This window comes from Flavisolibacter ginsengisoli DSM 18119 (genome assembly GCF_900129295.1).
Lineage (GTDB): Bacteria > Bacteroidota > Bacteroidia > Chitinophagales > Chitinophagaceae > Flavisolibacter > Flavisolibacter ginsengisoli.
Genome location: NZ_FQUU01000001.1, coordinates 156,410 through 177,299 on the forward strand (window position 1 = coordinate 156,410; position 20,890 = coordinate 177,299).

The 20,890-nt window shown below is 40.9% G+C and carries 15 protein-coding genes; 7 read left to right on the top strand and 8 right to left on the bottom strand.

What is annotated here, in order from left to right; translation table 11 throughout:
• Positions 1-61 precede the first annotated feature (61 nt).
• From BUA53_RS00615 to BUA53_RS00625, 3 genes are read right to left on the bottom strand one after another with little or no spacing between them, the layout of a single operon-like run.
• Positions 62-1,123, bottom strand: coding sequence for an IPT/TIG domain-containing protein (locus BUA53_RS00615; RefSeq protein ID WP_072833300.1), 1,062 nt, complete (start codon positions 1,121-1,123; stop codon positions 62-64).
• Positions 1,124-1,155: 32 nt separating this feature from the next.
• On the bottom strand, positions 1,156-2,754 hold the full coding sequence (locus BUA53_RS00620; RefSeq protein WP_072833301.1) for a RagB/SusD family nutrient uptake outer membrane protein: 1,599 nt from the start codon (positions 2,752-2,754) through the stop codon (positions 1,156-1,158).
• Positions 2,755-2,773: 19 nt separating this feature from the next.
• Positions 2,774-5,932 carry a SusC/RagA family TonB-linked outer membrane protein gene (locus BUA53_RS00625; protein ID WP_072833302.1) on the bottom strand — a complete coding sequence of 1,053 codons (3,159 nt, stop codon included), beginning with the start codon at positions 5,930-5,932 and terminating at the stop codon, positions 2,774-2,776.
• Positions 5,933-6,163: 231 nt separating this feature from the next.
• On the opposite strand from BUA53_RS00625, the gene BUA53_RS00630 reads away from it, so the two are divergent.
• The 4 genes from BUA53_RS00630 (at position 6,164) to BUA53_RS00645 (ending at position 9,442) form a co-directional block, all read left to right on the top strand.
• Complete coding sequence (locus BUA53_RS00630; RefSeq protein ID WP_072833303.1) at positions 6,164-7,048, top strand: AraC family transcriptional regulator; 885 nt, start codon at positions 6,164-6,166, stop codon at positions 7,046-7,048.
• A gap of 278 nt (positions 7,049-7,326) precedes the next feature.
• Positions 7,327-8,292, top strand: a complete 966-nt coding sequence (locus BUA53_RS00635) for a phosphatase PAP2 family protein (RefSeq protein WP_072833304.1) — start codon at positions 7,327-7,329, stop codon at positions 8,290-8,292.
• 1 nt (position 8,293) lies between these two features.
• Positions 8,294-8,983 (top strand): phosphatase PAP2 family protein, encoded by a 690-nt coding sequence (locus BUA53_RS00640; protein WP_072833305.1) that lies wholly within the window; start codon positions 8,294-8,296, stop codon positions 8,981-8,983.
• A 45-nt stretch (positions 8,984-9,028) separates the two neighbouring features.
• Positions 9,029-9,442 (top strand): EamA family transporter, encoded by a 414-nt coding sequence (locus BUA53_RS00645; RefSeq protein ID WP_072833306.1) that lies wholly within the window; start codon positions 9,029-9,031, stop codon positions 9,440-9,442.
• Between the two features lie 62 nt (positions 9,443-9,504).
• Here BUA53_RS00645 and BUA53_RS00650 read toward each other — a convergent pair whose 3' ends face one another.
• From BUA53_RS00650 to BUA53_RS00660, 3 genes are read right to left on the bottom strand one after another with little or no spacing between them, the layout of a single operon-like run.
• Entirely contained in the window at positions 9,505-11,748 is a 2,244-nt protein-coding gene (locus tag BUA53_RS00650; protein ID WP_072833307.1) for a glycoside hydrolase family 3 N-terminal domain-containing protein, read from the bottom strand.
• A gap of 2 nt (positions 11,749-11,750) precedes the next feature.
• Positions 11,751-12,494, bottom strand: a complete 744-nt coding sequence (locus tag BUA53_RS00655; RefSeq protein ID WP_084079734.1) for a 3-keto-disaccharide hydrolase — start codon at positions 12,492-12,494, stop codon at positions 11,751-11,753.
• 15 nt (positions 12,495-12,509) lie between these two features.
• The gene (locus BUA53_RS00660; protein WP_072833598.1) at positions 12,510-14,243 is read right to left on the bottom strand and encodes a GMC oxidoreductase; all 1,734 of its coding nucleotides are present in this window, start codon (positions 14,241-14,243) and stop codon (positions 12,510-12,512) included.
• 120 nt (positions 14,244-14,363) lie between these two features.
• On the opposite strand from BUA53_RS00660, the gene BUA53_RS00665 reads away from it, so the two are divergent.
• The 3 genes from BUA53_RS00665 to BUA53_RS00675 are packed head-to-tail and all read left to right on the top strand — an operon-like array spanning position 14,364 to position 17,071.
• On the top strand, positions 14,364-15,458 hold the full coding sequence (locus BUA53_RS00665) for a Gfo/Idh/MocA family protein (protein ID WP_072833308.1): 1,095 nt from the start codon (positions 14,364-14,366) through the stop codon (positions 15,456-15,458).
• A 15-nt stretch (positions 15,459-15,473) separates the two neighbouring features.
• Positions 15,474-16,208, top strand: a complete 735-nt coding sequence (locus tag BUA53_RS00670; protein ID WP_072833309.1) for a glucosamine-6-phosphate deaminase — start codon at positions 15,474-15,476, stop codon at positions 16,206-16,208.
• Positions 16,205-17,071, top strand: a complete 867-nt coding sequence (locus BUA53_RS00675) for an ROK family protein (protein ID WP_072833310.1) — start codon at positions 16,205-16,207, stop codon at positions 17,069-17,071. Before BUA53_RS00670 ends, BUA53_RS00675 begins: the two co-directional genes overlap by 4 nt.
• Before the next feature lie 9 nt (positions 17,072-17,080).
• Here BUA53_RS00675 and BUA53_RS00680 read toward each other — a convergent pair whose 3' ends face one another.
• Positions 17,081-19,060: a glycoside hydrolase family 97 protein gene (locus BUA53_RS00680; protein WP_072833311.1), complete on the bottom strand. Its 1,980-nt coding sequence runs from the start codon at positions 19,058-19,060 to the stop codon at positions 17,081-17,083.
• 20 nt (positions 19,061-19,080) lie between these two features.
• Positions 19,081-20,889, bottom strand: a complete 1,809-nt coding sequence (locus tag BUA53_RS00685; RefSeq protein ID WP_084079735.1) for a DUF5107 domain-containing protein — start codon at positions 20,887-20,889, stop codon at positions 19,081-19,083.
• Position 20,890: the final 1 nt, after the last annotated feature.

Below are 20,890 nucleotides of genomic sequence, written 5' to 3' on the forward strand. Positions count from 1 at the left end.
TGGTTCATTTACAATTAACATTGTAATGAACCAGCAACTGAACACTGCTTATGAAAAAGAACTATTTAATAAGTATAACATCATCGAAGTAAAAAGTTTCATCCTGCGGGTCTGGTCCTTTGATCCACCAGCCTAATTGTTTCAACACAGGGCCCTTGCTCCAAAGATCGAGAGAAGAAAGAGGTATCTTGAAATAGGTCCATACATTAGCAGGAACCGTGATAGGTGCTGATTGGTCAGAGTTGCCGTACCCACCGGCACGTGAATCACCTGTTATATAAAGTGTGTAGGTTTGAGAACCGCCCTTGACCCAAAATGACAGGTATTTATATTCCGGGGAATAACTCATTCCAGGCCACCAATTTGCCAATCCGTTCGCCCACCAGTTGCCTTTGGCATAGGTAGCTTTAAATGATTTCGATCCTGATTTAGATACATCGGTAGCGATACCTGCAGGCCCCCATGAACCATTGTCAAACCCATTCATATATCCTTCCGTAAAAATGGCATATGCATTATCCATATTTACAAATTCCTGTGAAGTAGTAATGGTACCCGAAGCATTCGTTATATCAAGCTTTGCACTGTTCACGGTTGCAGCAGGCATTGATATAACCAGGGATTTCTTCGATTTGGAAACAATAGTTGCTTCTGTATTAGTTCCACTTAATACCACCTTGCTTACATCACCAAGGTTGTTTCCTGTGATTGTGATCTCAGTGCCTTGTGTAAAGTTATAGTTGGATACATCAGAAATGGTTGCCAGTGCTATTACACTGAAGGGGATAGAAAACTCTTTCCCAATGCTATTGGTAAAAACTATATGCTGAGGCCCACCATTGGCAGTATCTGGAACACGGAACACAATTGCTTTGTCCGTATTGAAGTTGGGATTGAAAGTAACTGGTACGTTTCCTTTATCAAATACAATTCGGGTGATTTGACCAAGGCCACTACCGGTTACAGTAAGGACTGCATTGCCGGGTCCTTCCCCTGGATCGATAGCATCTGCTTTAGGGCTTGAAGAAGCTTCAGGTGTGTTATTTTTTTCCTTTGTACAGGAAGTAAAGGTTCCTGAAGAAAGAATTGTTATAAAGAGCAATAAGATTGATATTTTTTTCATAATCTTTTTTTTGAATGGTTCGACATTCCAGATTAATAATATGCTACCGCAGGTTCTGATTTTAATAATTTAGGATTGATGACTGTTTCGGCCTGAGGTATAGGCAGGAACAGTTGGTCAGGAGAGGTTAATGTGGCCCTGAAACTTGCCAGTTCTTTATTACCACTATAAGTTCCTCTCTCCTGGGCTTCTATCATTTGTTTGGCTTTTTCAAAACCCTGGCGTTGAATATCGAACCAGTAATCTCCTTCAAAAGCAAATTCCACTTTACGTTCATGTAAAATATCATCCCTGGTTATAGATGAAACCGGATCCAAACCTGCACGGGTATGAACTGCATTATATGCAGCTACTGCAGCCGCGTCACTGGTAGAAGAACTACTACCCATCACAGATTCGGCGTAGATCAACAATACATCTGCATAGCGAAGGATGAATGTTGGCATACTGCTATGCGAACTTGAATTCACAGGTTCTTCTGCCCTATTGGGTCCTACAACATATTTCAGGATACTAGACCTGGTTCCGGTTTTAATATGGAAATCATCTGTGTTCCCGGTGGTATCATAAGTAAATCCATTAGGAAAATTTACATTTATCCAATCTGCCCTGTGAAATCCTTGTTCCATTACCGACCAGTCTCTTCTTTTATCACCAGGTGCATAACCTGTTGCAGGATTAAGCATATCAATAGAAGGCACAGCAGCTGAATATCCATTACCAAAAGTTGGTGCAGGTTTGAGAAGGGGTTGTGGTCCTACATATAACTGGAAACGATTTCCTCCGTTCCATCCCATGGCAGTAAGCCACTGCAATGCAAACAGAGATTCTTTATTGCCTATGGCCCTGGTACTGCTTGTAAATAACTTACCATAATCAGGATCTAAACCAATAGTACCTTTTGCGTTGGCATAATCTATCACTTCCTTTGCCTTGGCTTTGGCATTGTCGTAATCCTTCATATATAAATAGATCTTAGCCATCAGGCCCTTGGCAGAATAACGGGTAACTCTTCCTGGCTGGTAAGATTCTTCAGGCAGGTTGGCTTCAGCAAATTTCAGATCTTCAATAGCAAATCGCAATACATCCTTTTGAAAGTATTTGGGCACCAATGCTCCACCAGGTTCTGTAAGTTTTAATGGATTATCTACAATGGGTGCATCCCCAAAAGTGCGACCTATATAGAAATAGGCAAACCCACGTATGAACTTAGCTTCAGCAATACCCAGGGTTAGAAATGGCTGATCGCCTAACTGGGTTTTCTTTTTTTCAAAAGCCTGTATCAATACTGCAGCATTTCCAGCAGCTTTATAACATGACTTCCATGTTTGTGCTATCAGGCCATCTGTACTTTGAATATTGAAATTGTAGAATGAGTTGTATTGGTCATTTCCTGCCACGCCTGTTACCGTCCCGCCTAATACATCACCTATCGAAATAAAGGCTTTGTCAAACCAATCTGTCCAAACAGCGTTGTACAACAGACCGGTAGCACCGTTTACCTGGGAGGCATTCGTATAATAATTATCAACAGTGGGGGTTGTTTGAGAAGGTGTATCTAAAAAGTTCTTCTTACATGAAACGCCCGCAGTTAGTGTTGCACAGATCAATAATATATTTCTGAGTTTCATTGTCTAGTTTTTGCAGTGATCAAAATTCAATATTGGCACCAACAGTATAGGTACGTGGATTAGGATAGTGACCCATATCTACGTTTACAAATGTTGCCTGGTTATTATAGGCCCCTAATTCCGGATCATAACCTGAATAGCCAGTAAACGTTTTCAGGTTCTGAACAGAAACATATATTCTTGCATTGGTCAACTTCGCCTTGCTGATCAGCGTTTTTGGTAGATTATAACCCAGGGAAACATTTTGAATTCTAAAGAAGGAACCATCCTCTATAAACCTGTCTGATATCCTGTAGTTATTGCCATGCCATTGGTTAAATCTTGGTAATGTTCCATTAGGATTTGCAGGGGTGTATCTATCCAATACGGTAACCAGCTGATTATTGTATGGGCTGCTCAATCTTTCAGTATACATTCTTGTATAGTTAAAAATATCTGCACCATAACTACCGTAAACAAATACTGAGAAGTCGAAATTTTTAAAATTCACTGTATTGGTCATACCATAAGTGAACTTTGGATTGGGATCACCGATAACTGTAACATCTTTATCATCTATGATCTTGTCCCCATTCAGGTCTTTGAAACGTACATCACCCAGCCACAATTTCCTGGGATCTACCGGTAAGCCATAGTTGATGCCATTGTTCAATTCGTCGGGCGATCTGAACAAACCATCTGTCACATATCCATAGAAAGTTCCCATGGCTCTTCCAGGTTGTGTCAGGGTTACAAGATTGATAGCTCCATATTCATTCACTTCACCTTTTAATGTTGCCTTATCGTCATTTAGCCTGTCCAGGTTATTTTTATAATGGCTAAAAGTTGCAGTGGTTTTCCAGCTTAGATCTTGTCCCTGGATATTATAACTGGTGAGTGAAACATCAATTCCCTTATTGGTCATTTGACCTGCATTTGTAACAGGCGTCTGGATATCATTCCATTCTGTACCCAATCCAGAATAATTACCTAACTGGTTTGGCAGTATAAAATCGGAAGAAATCTTTTTAAAATAGTCTACTGAAATATCCAGTCTTTTATTGAGTATGGAAGCGTCTATTCCTGCGTTATAAGTGATGGTACGGGACCAGGCAAGGTTTGGATTTTCCACATTGCGTGGCAGACCGCCAGGTCCAAATGGCGCTTGTCCATATAATACAATATTTGAACTATACAAGTTTGCACCATTGGCATTTTGAGCACCTACTTCACCAACACCTAACCGCAACTTCAGGTAACTGAGATTTTTAATGCTTTTAGCAAAAGATTCATTTGTAATGGTCCATGATGCAGAAGCTGCAGGAAAATAGCCCCATCGTTTTCCGGGCCCGAAGGTGCTTGATCCATCCGCCCTGATAGATGCACTTAAAGCATAGCGGTTGTCAAAGGAATAATTAACGCGACCGAAATATGACTCCATTCTCCAGTCTCCCGCACCTGCAGCAGTTCCTTCACCATTATCTGATCCTGCCTGGCCCGCATTAATAGAAGGCAGGTTCAATGTCAGGTTATCCCTTGTCAATTGCACATAGTCGTAATGAGATGATTGGGCCTCATGACCAACTGTGGCATTGAACCAATGTTTTCCAAATCCACCACTATAATTGAAATAGTTATTGACCGCCCAGTAAAGGCTGTTATTCCTTTCTTCCCTTAAACGGCTTGGACTTAATATAATAGCCTTTGTACTGTCATTTTGAATAAAAGGCTGGAATGCTTTATTATCCCCCAGGTTAAAGTTGAAGTTGAATTCGTTACGTAACGTCAACCCTTTAAAAAATCCGATCTCACCATATAATGCGCCAAATGCCCTGGTACTTACTGCCCTTACATCTCTTAAGCGGGCGAGGGCCACAGGATTGTTAGGATTACCGAATTGGTTTCCTGCTACATTTATGGTGGAAATGTAATTACCATAAATATCTTTTACCGGGGTTGCTGGACTATTATAAAGAACCACACTGGTTACCGCATCAAAACCATCTGAAAGACCAATCTTTTGATTACTGCGGGATAGGTTGGCACTGATACCGGTTTTAAACCAGCTTTTTATCTGGTGGTCCAGGTTGAATTTAAGGTTATACCTTTTGAATTTTGTTTCTACAAGGGTACCAACCTGGTCGAAATAATTGCCTGAGAAATAATAATTGGTTTTACCTTGTCCACCGGAAAAAGATAACTGGTGATTCTGCATCAAACCAGTTTGATAAATCTCATCCTGCCAGTCTGTACCAGGTCCTAACACAGAAGGATTCTTAAATTCTCCTACACTATCCATTCCGCTTCCTGCTGCTCTTACCTCTCCTACTAATGAATTAAGATAAGTAGCATACTGGCTCAGGTTCATTACATCCAGTTTCTTAGGTATCTGTTGCCATCCAAAATAAGTGTCATAAGCTATTTTTCCTTCACCTCCACGTCCTCTTTTCGTAGTAATAAGGATCACACCATTTGCTCCCTTGGAACCATAAATAGCTTGTGCGGATGCATCTTTAAGAATGTCTATTGAGGCTATATCCGATGGATTGATCATGGCAAGGGCACTTTGCGTGGTAGAACCTGACCCACCCCCTAATGCATTTTGTTGGAGTGAATTATTTTCACCACCCATCTGAACGCCGTCAATTACATATAAAGGTTCATTACTTCCGGTAGCATTAGTGATACCACGAATACGCACTGATACCCCTCCACCTGGCTGACCACCGTTGTTAGTCACGGTAACTCCTGCAACCTTACCTTGTATAGCCTGGTCTGCACCTGCAACGGGCAAGTTTTTAATGTCTTTTTCATTTACGGAAGAAATGGAAGTAGTTACGTTAGAACGGCGGGCTGTACCATAACCTATCACTACGACTTCTCCCAACGATGTGCTGTTGGCTTTTAAATTTACATCCACCAGGCCTCTACCCTGGATCGGCACCTCTTTTTGTTCCATTCCTATGTAGGAGATCACCAATATGTTCCCTGCATCAGGAACACTGATAGTGTATTGGCCCTTTGCCCCTGTAGTCGTGGCCATACGTGTGCCTTTTACTGTAACAGTTGCTCCGGTTAACGGAAGTCCATTTTCATCGGAAACTGTACCTGAGACTTGTTTGTTTTGTGCAAATAAGATTGAAAATGACAGCGTACAAAAAAGAAGTACTACCGCCCGGAAGAATTTGTATTTCCTCATATAGCAAGTGTTTGTCCAAAAGTATTTCTAATTTAACCTCAACCTTAATACTATTTTAGCTATTAAATATATTTTTTCTTAAGCTTATACCTTTTTATAAAACTGAAATTCATGAAATACTTACCTGACCTATGTTTCAGAAGATTCTCAGCATTAATTGTATTGTGATACTTTATTAATATTGAATAATATTTTTTTTAACCTTTGTAATGCAATTTGAACTATGACAACATGAAATCAAAGCTTTTAAGGGAGATAACCCCTTTAACCCAAAGTGACTGCTTTACTGTTTTTTCGAGAATAAAACAGGAGTTCGACTTTCCCCTTCATTATCATGAAGAGTTTGAATTGAACTTTATCCAGAATGCTAAGGGTGCAAAAAGAGTTATAGGCGATCATATGGAAGAGATCGATGACCTGGAACTTGTGCTCGTAGGGCCAAACCTGCAGCATGGATGGTTTACAAACAAATTACAGGGAAAGGAAGTCAAGGAGATTACAATTCAATTTCATCGCGACCTGATAGATGAGAAATTTCTGCAGCGTAACCAAATGAGCTTTGTGAGGATCATGTTCGAACATTCACTAAGGGGGATCTTATTTTCACAGGAAACTATAACCGCAATTATGCCCCGCCTCAAAGAACTTCCTCAAAAAAGGGGATTTGATTCTGTTTTGGAATTGCTGTCTATTCTGCACGACCTTTCCACTTCCAGGAATATGAAGACTCTTTCAGATTCTTCTTTTAGTAATGCTGAAACAATTTCCTATAACAGCCGCAGGGTTACTACCGTTATGGATTACCTGAATAAGAATTTTGAAAAAAATGTATCTCTTAGCGAAGCTGCAAAGCTTGTAGCCATGTCTGAGGTGGCGTTCAGCCGATTTTTTAAACTTAGGACGGGAAAAACTTTTGTAGATACTTTAAACGAAGTGAGACTGGGTCATGCATCCCGCATGCTTATAGAAACAACGCAAAGCATAAATGAAGTTGCCTACAAATGTGGATTTAATAATATGTCCAATTTCAACAGGACATTTAAAAAGAAAAAGGATTGCACGCCAAAAGAGTTCAGGCATGAATATACCTCATCTGGGGTGAGAACATTCATTTAGTATATGTTATGAATTAAGCAAGTCCTTATCAATCATTCGCTTGGTAAAGAATTATAATTTAAGTAATTACCTATAATTGAATTCAAACTAAAGCCGGCAATTTGAAGCAGTTTTTCCCCAATTGATAAATTCCATTGTAAAGAATCGATTATTATAACCTGACTTACAGGCCTTAATGGTGTTTAATTTCAGGCATACTTTTTTGCTATACTCTACTACAAGGATATCATCATTAAAGGAATTTTTGAATTAAAGATCAACAGTTAAACAGTTATACCATGAAAACCAGGATTGGGATTCTTTCCATTGTTCTTAGTTTAATGACCATTACCAGCTATGCACAAAAAACGGATACATTGGCTAAAAAGCTTGACAGCCTAAGTAACAAAACTGATTCGGCAGGAGGGCAAAAGAATGTTACTAACCCTGCAGCTTATACACAAAAGACCCAACTGACGCCTAAAACATATTTTATATTACTTGGAAGTGACGTAAAGCAGGCATTCACCAAACCGTTCCACATGAAGGCCCGGGATTGGAAATACCTGGGGGCAGCCGCTGTTGTAACCGGCGGGTTGTTGTTTGCCGATAAACCTGTTCAGCAATTTGCCTTACGATTTAGAAATGACCACCCTGGATTACAAAATACCAGTAAATACATAACGAATTTTGGAGGATTATATGAATTGTACACGCTTTCTGCCTTTGGTGCTTATGGGTTCATATTTAAGAATGAAAAAATGAAAAATACAACCCTACTGGCATCTCAAGCCTATATTACAGGTGCAGCCGTTCAAAGTGTTATGAAGCTCTTGTCAGGCCGTACAAGGCCCTCATCTTATGATCCAAACACAATAGCCCAACCAACTTTTAAAGGGCCATTTTCCAAGGTCAGTACAAATTATGGCGGAGGTAAAACCACAAGTTCTTTTCCTTCAGGTCATACAACTGTGGCTTTTGCTGCCGCCACTGTATTTGCCATGGAATATAAAAACCGTCCCTGGATCCCCATATTTGCATATAGTGCAGCCAGTTTAATTGGACTTAGTCGAATCACGGAGAACAAACACTGGACAACCGATGTGGTAGTAGGTGCTGCTTTAGGTTATCTTACAGGAAGACAGGTAGTGAATAATTACCACCGGTATGCTGAATTGAAAGCACCCAAACAGCAAAAGTCCCTTTCAGTGAACCTGCAATACAATTTCGGCCATATTATGCCAGGATTGGTTTACAAGTTTTAATATGAACAGTTCAACATCAGCTGTTACCCAAAAAGCAAAAGGATTATCCGTAAGGTTTCTCATTGTAGCAGGAATATTTCTTGCAGCATTATTCATTTTCATTTTTATTGCCAATGAAATGGTACTGGAGAATGAGAACCACCTGGACCATATTGCATTTACTGATTTAAAGTCCATTACCAATCCTTCTACTACCTATTGGATGACCTTTATTACTTTTTTCGGCTCCTCATATTTCCTTTTGCCAGCCTATATTTTTTTAATACTGTACTTTCTTGTCTTTAAAAAGAACAGGAAATTATCATTGGATGTGGCCTCCATAGGCATTACAAGCGGTATCATTTTATTCTCCTTAAAAGCTATATTTCACCGGCATCGACCACTTGACCCCCTTGTTCAAAATGTCAATGGATTCAGTTTCCCCAGCGGCCATTCATTTTCTTCCTTTACTTTTTTTGGGCTTCTCATTTTTATTCTCTGGAACCATAATATGAACCCTATTGTGCGATGGATCTTTACCATTTTCTTTTTTCTATTTGCCTGCGCCATTGCATTTAGCAGGGTGTACCTGCATGTTCATTATGCCAGTGATGTCATAGCAGGCCTTTGTTTATGTATTGTCTGGCTGGGTGCCTCATTATGGCTGCTGAAGAAATATGGGAAAAAAGCAAATGAAAATATCCCTGCCTAATCATATAACATTCATTAATTGTATAAATTCTTTTAACCTAAGATCATGTGGTGGATATACGCTTTATTTTCTGCCTTCTTTGCAGCCCTGACAGCCATATTTGCGAAAGTGGGTATAAAAGGAGTTGATACAGACCTGGCTACAGCTATTAGAACCGTTGTCATCCTGGTCATTGCGTGGGCAATTGCTTTTGCAAGGGGTGGTGTAGCCACCATTCAAACCCTGTCAAGGCAAAACATCTTATTTCTGTGTTTATCAGGAATTGCCACGGGTCTCTCCTGGATATTTTATTTTAAAGCCTTACAGTTAGGAAAGGTGTCCCAGGTTGCACCCGTTGACAAATTAAGCGTAGCACTGGCTATTATCCTATCCATTCTTTTCCTGGGTGAAGCATTGACCTGGAAAACCGGAGTTGGTGCATTACTTATTATCTCAGGCACCCTGGTCTTGATCCTTTAATAACAGTAATAAAAAAACCCTGGACATCACAGGGTTTTAAAATGAAATACTTGTAAGTTTTATCAAGGTATTAATTCAAATATATCCTTCAACCGAATATCATTAGATGAAGAACCGATCATCAGATCAAATTGACCAGGTTGTGTGATCCATTGCAGTTTTTCATTGTAAAAAGAAAGCTTCTCCTTATCTATAACGAATTGTACTACCTTACTTTCTCCTGGTTGCAATAATATCTTTTTAAAATCCTTTAATTCCTTAACTGGTCTTACCGGTTGTGCCACTTTATCTCTAATGTATAACTGTACCACTTCTTCACCAGCCAACTTCCCTGAATTGGTAATGGTGCAATTCACTGTTATTTTACCCGTACTCTTCATTTTATTGGAACTTAGCTTTAGAGCTGAATAGCTGAAACTGGTATAGCTTAGTCCATATCCAAACTCATATTGAGGATAAATGGAAAGATCGGTATAAGCTGATCGATAGAACCTGTCACTATCATTTAGTGCAGGCCGGCCTGTATTGAAATGACTATAATAAATGGGTATCTGGCCTTCAGTTCTTGGAAAACTGATAGGTAGTTTTGCAGAAGGATTGTAATCTCCAAAAAGAACATCAGCAATGGCATTACCTGCTTCACTTCCCAACCACCAGGTATAGAGAATGGCAGGCACATGTTCTGCTGTCCAGTTAAATACCAGGGGTCTACCGGCATTGATCAGGACCACCACAGGTTTTCCGGTGCCCTGGATGGCTTTAACCAATTCTTCCTGTACACCAGGCAAATGAATATTTGAACGGCTTTTAGCTTCACCACTCATATCTCTTTTTTCCCCAATACTCATGATTACCACATCTGCCTGTTGTGCCGTGGCTACAGCTTCTGCAAATCCAGCACGGCTGGTATCTTCAATTCCACACCCCCGGGCATATAGCAATCTGGCAGAAGAACCCAGTTTATTTTGGATACCCTGCCATTGAGAAACAATATAATTGGAATCAGGAAATTCAATAGACCAGAATCCAAGGTTTTCACGCACGCTTTGGCCAATAGGACCAATTACAGCGATGGTCCTGGTATCTTTCTTTAAGGGCAGCAAACCACCTTCATTCTTTAGCAATACAATACTCTTCTTTGCCATGTCCCGGGCAGCTGCAGTGTGAGCAGGGTCATTCATATTCTGCTTTTCTCTTTCAGCATTGCTATACCTGAACGGATCCTCAAATAAACCCAATTCAAACTTTTTTCTTAATATTCTTCTAACTGCATCATTTACCACAGAGAGCGGAACTTTTCCTTCCTTAACAAGTCTTGGCAGGTTATTAATGTAGCTGCGGCTTTCCATGTCCATGTCACTACCTGCCAATGAGGCTTTCCATGCTGCCTCGTAATTGTCTTTCACAAAACCATGAGGTATCATTTCACCGATAGATCCCCAATCACTTACTATAAATCCCTGGAACTTCCATTTACCTTTTAGTATGTCTCTTTGAAGCATTTTACTCGCGGAGGCTGGAATTCCATTGAGGTCATTAAAGGAATTCATAAATGTAGCAGCTCCTGCTTCTGCAGCCGCCTTAAATGGTGGAAGGTACACTTCCCACAACATCCTGTCACTCATATCAACTGAGTTATAATCGCGGCCACCAACAGCTGCACCATAAGCTGCAAAATGTTTGGCACACGCCATTACAGCATCAAGATTTCCCAATCCTTTACCCTGGAATCCTTTAACCCTTGCAGCGGCAATCAATGAACCCAGGTAAGGATCCTCACCTGCCCCCTCCATCACACGGCCCCATCTTGGATCCCTTGCAATGTCTACCATAGGCGCAAATGTCCAGTGAATACCGGCAGCAGCAGCTTCTGTGGCTGCTACACGAGCTGAAAGTTCTATTGCCGTCATATCCCAGCTTGCTGCCTCCCCCAGTGGGATAGGAAATGTGGTACGGTAACCATGGATCACATCCTGTCCAAATAATAGAGGGATCTTCAACCTGGTTTTCATGGCCAGTTCCTGCAACTCCCTGGTGTGTGCTACACCGTTAATATTCAGCATAGACCCCACTTTTCCTTCCCGTATCTGTCCTAATAAATTATTTTCCTCAGTTATAGGTCCTGTATGTTCCCAAACTCCTGAATACTGGTTCATCTGGCCAACTTTCTCTTCAAGGGTCATCAATTTCATTACAGAATCAATTCTTTGCTCTATTGATTTCTTTTGTGCAAAAGCGCTAGGTGTTATCACCAGGAAGGATATGAATAGTAATAGCGATACCCATCTTAACTTTCTTAGCATCATGCTTATAATCTTTTAATTTTAATATTCCTGAACCACACGTCTGCACCGTGGTCCTGCAATGAAATACGTCCTTTTTTGAATGTTCCGAAATCAGGCATGGTTGCAAACTTGCTCCCGGCTATTAACTTCCTCCATGCATCATCCCACAAAGTGGTTGAAATGACATGTTCATTATTAAGGTAAAGATCCAGTTTGCCATGATCTGCAATGATCTCTACAGCATTCCATTCACCTGCGGGCTTTACGGAATTTTTACTGACAGGAATAAGGTCGTATAAGGATCCGGCACTTGTAAGCGGAGACTTTCCATCAGGATGGCCTACATTGTCCACCACCTGCATTTCAGGACCGGTTTCCCATGGATATTTATATTTTGCAGTATCCTCTTTCACGTAAAACATGATACCACTATTGCCTCCTTTGGATATCTTCCAGTCAAGTTTTAAATGAAAGTTCTCATACTCTTTATCTGTAACAATATCTCCACCATTCTTTGTCTGCCAATCGCTTTTTACTGATGCATCAAGATGCAGGGCACTATCTTCCATTTTCCAGGCCTTTCCCAGGCTATCTTTTCCGTAACTATGCCATCCTGATGAGGTAACACCATCAAACAGCGATTCCCATTCAGCATCTTTCTGGGTAATGGCGGTTGATTTTGCATCTTTCCGGCCAGTATCAGAAGAATTACAGGCAGATAACATGGTGAAGGCAACTGCCATTGGTAAAAGAATTCTCTTAATCATATGAATGAATGTATTTTATAGATTTCCTTTCTTCATTTCGCTCACTGCAAAATTGGCTGCTCTTGCGGTCAGGGCCATGTATAATAACGAAGGACTTTGATTGCCTGTACTTGTCATACAGGCACCGTCTGTTACAAATACATTCTGGCAATGATGCATCTGGTTATGCTTGTTTAACAAAGATGTCTTAGGGTCTTTGCCCATGCGACAACCTCCCATTTCATGGATATCAAGGCCGGGAGCCTGGTGGTTATCATATTGATTGATATTCTTTACACCCGCCTTCTCCAGCATTTCTGCACTTTGTTGCAGAAAATCCTTGATCATCTTTTCATCATTGTCATCGTAATCCACAGACATTACCAGTAATGGAATTCCCCATTGGTCTTTCTGATCCTTACTCAGTCTTACATGATTTGTTTCCTTAGGAATGGTTTCACCCTGCATGTACATATAGGTACCCCACCCACCCGGTTCCGACATGGCATCCTTATATGCACCACCAATGGTCTCTGGCAATGTTTCTTCGTTTACTGACCCCCGGTATGCCCCCATGAATGTGGTAAAGCCCCCTACATAATCCATATCATGCTTATACAGGTTGCGGTAATTAGCTAAAATGGGCTCCGTGGGGTTTTTACCATAGAAATATTTATCCTCCATGCCCTCCAATTGTCCATTTACAGATGCCCGGTAGTTATGGTGAGCTACAAACTTTCCTAAAAGACCACTATCGTTACCCAATCCATTAGGAAATCTTGTTGAAGTAGAATTCAAAAGTACAAGGTTGCTGTTCAAGGCAGAAGCGTTCACAAATATCACCCTGGCAAAGAAGTCCGTTGATTCCTTTGTATTGCTATCTATTATACGAACGCCAACAGCTTTCTGTTTTTTCTCATCGTATATAATTGAATGCACCACAGAAAACGGGCGTACCGTTAATTTCCCTGTGGCTTTTGCCCACGGAATTGTAGAAGAAACCGAACTGAAATATCCACCGAACGGACAACCTCTCATGCATAAATTCCTGGCCTGGCACTTGGCCCTCCCCTGTTTATAATGTACTTCCGTAGGGGCTGTAAGATGTGCCCAGCGTGCATGAACCAGGTGCCTGTCTTTATAATTACTACTGACAGACTTTTGTATTTTATCTTCAGCACAATTGAAATCAAATGGAGGCATAAACTCTCCATCTGGCATTGCTTCTATACCATCCCTGGTGCCACATACCCCGATGAACTTCTCCACATGAGAATACCATGGCGCTATTTCCTGGTAATTGATAGGCCATTCAATGCCATAGCCCAAACGGGCACCCGAAGTAAACTCATTTTCACTCCAGCGTTGGCAGGCCCTCCCCCAGGTTAATGATTTCCCACCTACCTGGTAACCCCTGATCCAATCAAAAGGTTTTTCCTGTATATAGGGATGGTCTTTATCCTTAATGAAGAAATGTGCTGTATCTTCTCCAAATCCTGCTGCCTTACTGATCAATGGATTTTCCTGTAAGAATTCCTTTGTCATACGTCCGCGATGGACAAATTCCCATGGAGCTTTTGTGGCTGTAGGATAATCTTTATTATGCTCAACATTTCTACCTCTTTCGAGAACCAGTGTTTTTAAACCATGGTCACACAATTCCTTGGCAGCCCATCCCCCACTGATTCCGGAACCGATTACTATGGCATCATAACTATTTTGCTGGTTGCCTTTTGAGGAGATATTTATAGATAAAGAATCACCGGGCATAAGATGGATATTTAATGATTGGGATTGGTTTTGGAAGGTAAACATTTTTGATTGTGCAAGTGCTGATTTTTCTATTAATACGAAATGCCTTTATTTTATCTTCTCACACAATCTTTAATTATGCCTCCAATTAAAATTGCTATACTGGGAGCAGGTTTCATTAGTGAAATTCACTGTGAAAGCTACCATCGCTTTGTTCCTAATGCTGAAGTTGTTGCGGTTTACACACGCAATGCTGAAAAGGCGCAATCGTTTGCACAAAAACACAATATAGCTCAATGGTTTGACGACCTTGATGCCATAATAAAACTTTCAGGTGCTGATGTGATAGATATATGCCTGCCCAATTTTTTACATGCTGAGGCTACACTGAAGGCGGCGGCTGCAGGTAAACACATTATTATTGAAAAACCCCTCGCTGTAACACTGGAGGAAGCTGATGCCATGATCAGCGCCTGTAATAAAGCAGGTGTTAAATTAATGTATGCCGAGGAACTATGCTTTGCTCCCAAATATGAAAGGGTCAGGCAAATGGTAAATGAAGGAGCTATAGGAGATATTTATATGCTGAAGCAATCTGAAAAACATTCCGGGCCACACTCTGACTGGTTTTATGATATCAACCTTTCAGGTGGGGGTGTTTTAATGGATATGGGATGCCATGGCATTGCATGGTTCAGGTGGATGCTAAAAAATGCAAAGGCAAAAACTGTTTATGCCACCATGTCTACCGTGTATCATAAACAACGTACAAAAGCCGAAGATAATTCAGTAGTAATCATTGAATTTGAAAATGGCGTAACGGGTGTAGTAGAAAACAGTTGGGCTAAACACGGAGGCATGGACGACCGCAGCGAAGTATATGGTACTGGTGGTGTTGTCTATGCTGATTTATTTATGGGTAATGCTGCAATCGCCTATAGCAAGAATGGTTATGGGTATGCCATGGAAAAAGCAGATACCACTGTTGGCTGGACCTTTACAATTTTTGAAGAAGCTTTCAACCAGGGTTATCCGCAGGAATTAAAACACTTTATTGACTGCGTTGAAAATGATAAGGAACCGCTGGTTTCCGGAGAAGACGGGAGGGCCGTCCTGGAGATCATCTATGCTGCCTATGCTTCTGCAGCACAGGGAAAAAAGATAGCATTACCGTTCTCACCTAATGTAAAAAAACCTATTGATCTTTGGCTGGAGGCAGCTCCTGCACAATAAACAACAACATTTATAATGAATATCGTCATCAATGAAAGCTATAAAGCTATGTCTGAAAAGGCTGCTACTGACTTGATCAATCTAATGGAGCATTCAGCGTCTAAGCTGGTTTGTCTTGCTTCAGGAGATACACCATCCGGATTATTTACAGAATTGGTGACCAGGCAAAAGAATGGCAGCATAAATATAAACCAATGGAAGTTTGTTGGGCTTGATGAATGGGGAGGAATGAATGGTGCTGACGAGGGTAGCTGCAGGTATCATATCAATAAACAATTCTTTACTCCCCTGCAGATTCCAGAAAACAACATCTGTTTTTTTGACGGCCGTGCCAACCTGTTAGATGAATGCCGACGCACAGAGGAGTTTATTAAAAAACACAATGGAATAGATGTTGTGATACTTGGGTTAGGATTAAATGGACATGTAGGCATGAATGAGCCGGGGGCATCCATAATGGAGCATTCTCATGTGGCTGCAATAGATGAAGAAACACAGCGTGTAGGTCAAAAGTATTTTACTTCACCCCATGACATTTCACAGGGTATTACACTAGGCCTGGGTAATATTTTAGAAGCCAGGCATGTTATTCTTCTGGTAAGTGGTGCCCACAAAGCAAATATTGTTAAATGCATTATTGAAGAAGAACCCAATGATAAAATACCAGCAAGCCTTTTACAATCGCACCCTTCTTTGACCATTTATCTTGATAAGGAAGCAGCTCAACTTTTGAATAAACCTGCCATATGAAGCAGGGTTCAATCATTGGATTAGACCTTGGAGGTACTAATATTCGCGGAGGTCGTATAGAAGATACGGCTCTGGAAGGTGTTCTTTCAAAAAAGCTCACTGCTCATCATGATGCTAACGAAGTTTTACAACAACTTTTTGACATTACAGACGCGCTTATTACACCTCCAACAACAGCAATAGGCATTGGTGTACCAGGGTTAGTGGACCTTAAGACAGGAACTGTTTTTGATGTGGTGAATATTCCCTCCTGGAAAAAGATCGCCTTACAGCAGATCATGGAAGAACGATATCACCTTCCTGTTCTTATTAACAATGATGCAAATTGTTTTGCATTGGGCGAATATTATTTTGGCAAGGGCCGGGGCGCAGGTTCTATGGTCGGACTTACCATAGGTACGGGACTTGGTTCGGGATTAATACTCAATAAACAATTATTTACAGGTAGCCATTGTGGTGCAGGTGAATTCGGTATGATACCATATATGGACCAATGCATTGAATATTACGCAAGTGGACAGTTCTTCAGGAATGTTTACGGAATAGAAGGTGAAGTTGCTTTCCAGAGAGCCCTCAATGGTGTCACCGAAGCCATTGATATATATGCCGTATTCGGAACACACCTTGGGAATGCTATCAAGACCATATTGTTTGCTTTGGACGTGGAACTCATCATATTGGGCGGATCTGTAAGTAAAGCATTTACGCTTTTCGAAAAAACAATGTGGAACTCTATTATGGAATTCCCCTATAAAGAGACCGCCAATAGTTTAAAGATCGAAGTTTCAGATTTAGAAAACAGTGGTATAGTTGGAGCAGCGGCCTTACATTATAACCTCAATGTTATAGAGCATTCTTCTTAAGCCTTGTATTTACTGTTTATCTATCCTGGTCAATTTTAATACAAATCCACCACCCGGTGCCATGAAAACTTTCAAAGGCTGGCCTTTTTGCCATTTAAAATTTTCAATGATATAATCTGAAGGATACTTATCTGCATTAATACCATCCCTGCACAACACGGCATTATACGTACCAGGATCGATCCTATCAGTGGCAAGTTCTATTTCTCTAGGGGTCCAGTTTGTCATACCACCTATATACCAATCCTTTCCATTTTTCCTTGCTGTAACAATAAACTCACCGATGCTTCCTTCCAATATATTTGTTTCATCCCAGGTAGTGGGAAAACTTCCCAGCAATTGCATGAACTCAGGTTCCATTAATCCCTGGGAGGGATTACCGGAAAATACCTGCAAAGGACTGTCGTATACAATAAACATAGCCATTTGATGACAACGGGTGCCCTGGCTCATTACTTTTTGATTGATAGCCCTGAATTGTTCGCGGGTTGCATTATCCAATATACCTGGCTCATAATCTAACGAACCAGCCAGCATCCTGGTAAATGGTAATGTGACATCATAACCTGGGGTAGGCTTGTCGCTCCAGATATTATATTCCGATCCTAATACGCCTTCCCTGGTGATAGCATTTGGCCAGGTACGGTTAAATCCCTTTGGAGCGAAAGCTCCATGATACATGATCATTATATGGTGGTCGGCACATGCTTTGGCAATGCGGTGATAAAAATTCACCATTAGCTGATCATCCCTGTCCATAAAATCTGTCATGATAAAATCAACTCCCCATTTATTGAACTGTTTCAAGGCACTATCCAGTTGGCGATTAAGTGTAGCGGCAAGTGTCCACATGCTTATTTTCACGCCCCTGTTCCTGGCATAGGTCGATAAGGCATCCATATTGATATCAGGGTTGATATCAAACAAGTCGTTATTATTGCTCCACCCTGCATCCATCATAATGCGATCCAATCCAAACTTCTTGGCAAAGTCAATATAGTATTTATAAGTGGCCGTATTCACACCGCTTTTGAAAGGAATATTGAACAGGTTGATACCAATGATCCATTCATCAGTGCACTTGCCCGGATGTATCCAGGTTAGATCTTTTAAAGAAGTAGGAGACCCCAGCCGGTAAACCAGGTCATTGCCCGGTAGATCCTTATCATTCCTGGCTAAGATCAGCACTCTCCAGGGAAACGCCCTGGCACCGCGTGTCCTGGCAATATACCCTGCCCTTTTAGTAACCAAATACTGGCTGTATAATCCTGATTTGAGCTTTTCTTCCAGTGGATAAGGAGCAAAAACACCTTTTAGCGACCTGCCACCTGTGCCACTAATGAACATTCCCGGGTAATCAACCAAAGCTGATTCTGTAATCCCCAGCTTAACCTCATTGCCTGTACCAGTTAAAACAGGGTTGTATGCCATAGCTGAATCCGTAAGGCTGTCAATGGCTTTAAGCTGGTAGAGTTCTTCAAAACTAGTATGGTACCTGTCTGATCCTTCCCTTGGTGACAAAAGCGGTAGTCTTACTTTTTTGCCTGCTGGAAATACAAATTCTGCTAGTTCATTGATTACTGTTATTGAATCTCTGAACGATGTTGCCCACCTATAAGCTACACCATCATTATAAACCCTGAATAGTAAGCTGTAAGGCAGCTTAAAATCTATTCTTAATTCAGTATAATGATCAGGAATTTCTTTTCTTTTCTCTGGCACTGGTGAAATGATCACCTCATTAACAACATGCAAAAAGGACCTGCGTATTTGCAGGTCCCCGGTAAGATCTTTTTTATTGGCCAACAGTAAATTTATTGCTGATGGTTCAAGTATATATTTTCCTTCAAACTTAACCGAATACTCAATTTTATTAGATAGTTGTATGTTTACTTCAATCCTTTTATCAGGTGAGCTCACCATCAAACTATCTTTTGCACTACCCTGGAAGTATAACAGGCAAGAAAAGAAGAATACTAAAGTCCTCATATAACAAAATACAAAACTTATTATTCATATTCCCGGTAAGCTCCAAAAGTCGCCAGCCTGTCCTCCCCCAGTTGGGTTGGAATATTTTCGCAATCCAGGTTTAGTTTTTTACACAGCTGCAACCAAAGCCCGGTACGTGTATAAGTTTGATGTACTTTCTGAAATTCGGTAGAAAGCAATAAATCTTTTGCTGTTGCATATTCGCCTTTATCTATCAGTAACTGTATCCTTCTTTCAATAACCCATTCATCTTTCAGGGCAGCTACTGCAGATAACCATTTTTCTCTTTCAGGAATGGTTTGCTGTCCTATGGCTCTTAATAATTTATCTCTTTCCACTATCACCTGAGGGTGTATTTGCAACCATTTCTCCTGTATGCTTTCAAAGGCCTTCTGCGCACCCGTTAAATCGCCGTTGATTTTAAGCAAACGTGCTAAAAGCACTTTGGCAACACCTTGCTTTGATAAGTTTAATTGTTGAATGGCAGCATCTTTTTCACCTCTTCCTGCTAACCAGGCTCCATAATAATATTTCCACAGTTCATTGTTCTCTCCTTTGCTCTTATTTATGGCATAGGTAAAGGCATTGCCCAAATCTTCCATGCCTGAAGGAGCCCATAGATTCTTATCGATACCTGGTGGCAAGGGTACGGCTGTTCTTTGCTGATATGCTGTACGAAGAGCATTCCAAATGCTTACTTCTTCATTCCTTGCCCATCCAAATAATGGTATTTCTTTCAATGGTCTTAACTGTTGCAGGGGAACTTTGAGTTGATAAATATTTGCTGGCGCATCCGTTGGCATCCAATATTCTATATGCCATCTTGTTTGGCCAGGTTCCATTTGAAGCTTTATAGACTGGTCACCTATTGGTCCCCCCTGAATCTCAAGGTAGGTCTGGTGTTTGGCTGTACTTAACACGGACCAGGCACTGTCACTACCCACCCCATAGCTCCATAATTTTATTCCTGAAGCAATCTTATCATCCGCTATGTGGTACAATCCGGTTCCATAGGATGGTGTATAGGCACCAAAAGCATTAACATCCTTTGTTTTCCAGAAGTAACCGGTCATTTCCTTAATATCTCCTTCTACTCTTGGTCCCTGTTTCACCCAATCAATGGTATCAATATGTGATGCGTGAGATAAGACCCTTCCCTTTGGAAAATCAAATCTTGTGTCAGGTGCAGAAGGCATGGCCGCATTAGACCATGACATCCATGGATAGGCATTCTTACCAGGGTTATGAAATACCACTCTTTCTGTAAGGTATTTATCATCGGGTCCCAATGAATACTCTACTGACCATTGCATACCAAAGCGCAATTCCCTTTCACCGCAGGTAACATACGTACGGTTGTTAATTTTATCTACCCTATAATTTACTTTCTCGTTCTGAGAAGGGGAATGAGAAATAGGAAAACTTACTTCAATACCTCCCGCCACAAAATAAAACCTGGGTAGTATCCTTGTATACCTGATAACATCCGGCACATATAGCACCTCTTTGCCTGAAGGCTTCTGGATCATGGAAAATACCTTTCCACCCAGGTCAGGGCAGATAGTTACTTTCATATGTTCATTTTCCAATTCCACAAACCTGTAACTTTTAGGCACAGGCCTGTTAGATGTTTCAGAATAACTCTGGTAGGGATACACACCATTGGGATCAAACGCTGTTGGTATAGGGCCAGAGGGTGTTAAAAGATGCGTAAGCACCACCTGTTCATAAACCTTGTAAGTAACAGGCTTTGGTCCCGGTAAGGCAAACAGTTTTTGAAAACTGAAACTACACACCAATACCAATAAGATAGTTTTAAAAGAATGCATA

Coding starts and splice junctions, on each gene's coding strand:
- BUA53_RS00615 (WP_072833300.1), bottom strand. CDS start 1,123: ATGAAAAAAATATCAATCTTATTGCTCTTTATAACAATTCTTTCTTCA.
- BUA53_RS00620 (WP_072833301.1), bottom strand. CDS start 2,754: ATGAAACTCAGAAATATATTATTGATCTGTGCAACACTAACTGCGGGC.
- BUA53_RS00625 (WP_072833302.1), bottom strand. CDS start 5,932: ATGAGGAAATACAAATTCTTCCGGGCGGTAGTACTTCTTTTTTGTACG.
- BUA53_RS00630 (WP_072833303.1), top strand. CDS start 6,164: ATGAAATCAAAGCTTTTAAGGGAGATAACCCCTTTAACCCAAAGTGAC.
- BUA53_RS00635 (WP_072833304.1), top strand. CDS start 7,327: ATGAAAACCAGGATTGGGATTCTTTCCATTGTTCTTAGTTTAATGACC.
- BUA53_RS00640 (WP_072833305.1), top strand. CDS start 8,294: ATGAACAGTTCAACATCAGCTGTTACCCAAAAAGCAAAAGGATTATCC.
- BUA53_RS00645 (WP_072833306.1), top strand. CDS start 9,029: ATGTGGTGGATATACGCTTTATTTTCTGCCTTCTTTGCAGCCCTGACA.
- BUA53_RS00650 (WP_072833307.1), bottom strand. CDS start 11,748: ATGATGCTAAGAAAGTTAAGATGGGTATCGCTATTACTATTCATATCC.
- BUA53_RS00655 (WP_084079734.1), bottom strand. CDS start 12,494: ATGATTAAGAGAATTCTTTTACCAATGGCAGTTGCCTTCACCATGTTA.
- BUA53_RS00660 (WP_072833598.1), bottom strand. CDS start 14,243: ATGCCCGGTGATTCTTTATCTATAAATATCTCCTCAAAAGGCAACCAG.
- BUA53_RS00665 (WP_072833308.1), top strand. CDS start 14,364: ATGCCTCCAATTAAAATTGCTATACTGGGAGCAGGTTTCATTAGTGAA.
- BUA53_RS00670 (WP_072833309.1), top strand. CDS start 15,474: ATGAATATCGTCATCAATGAAAGCTATAAAGCTATGTCTGAAAAGGCT.
- BUA53_RS00675 (WP_072833310.1), top strand. CDS start 16,205: ATGAAGCAGGGTTCAATCATTGGATTAGACCTTGGAGGTACTAATATT.
- BUA53_RS00680 (WP_072833311.1), bottom strand. CDS start 19,060: ATGAGGACTTTAGTATTCTTCTTTTCTTGCCTGTTATACTTCCAGGGT.
- BUA53_RS00685 (WP_084079735.1), bottom strand. CDS start 20,889: ATGCATTCTTTTAAAACTATCTTATTGGTATTGGTGTGTAGTTTCAGT.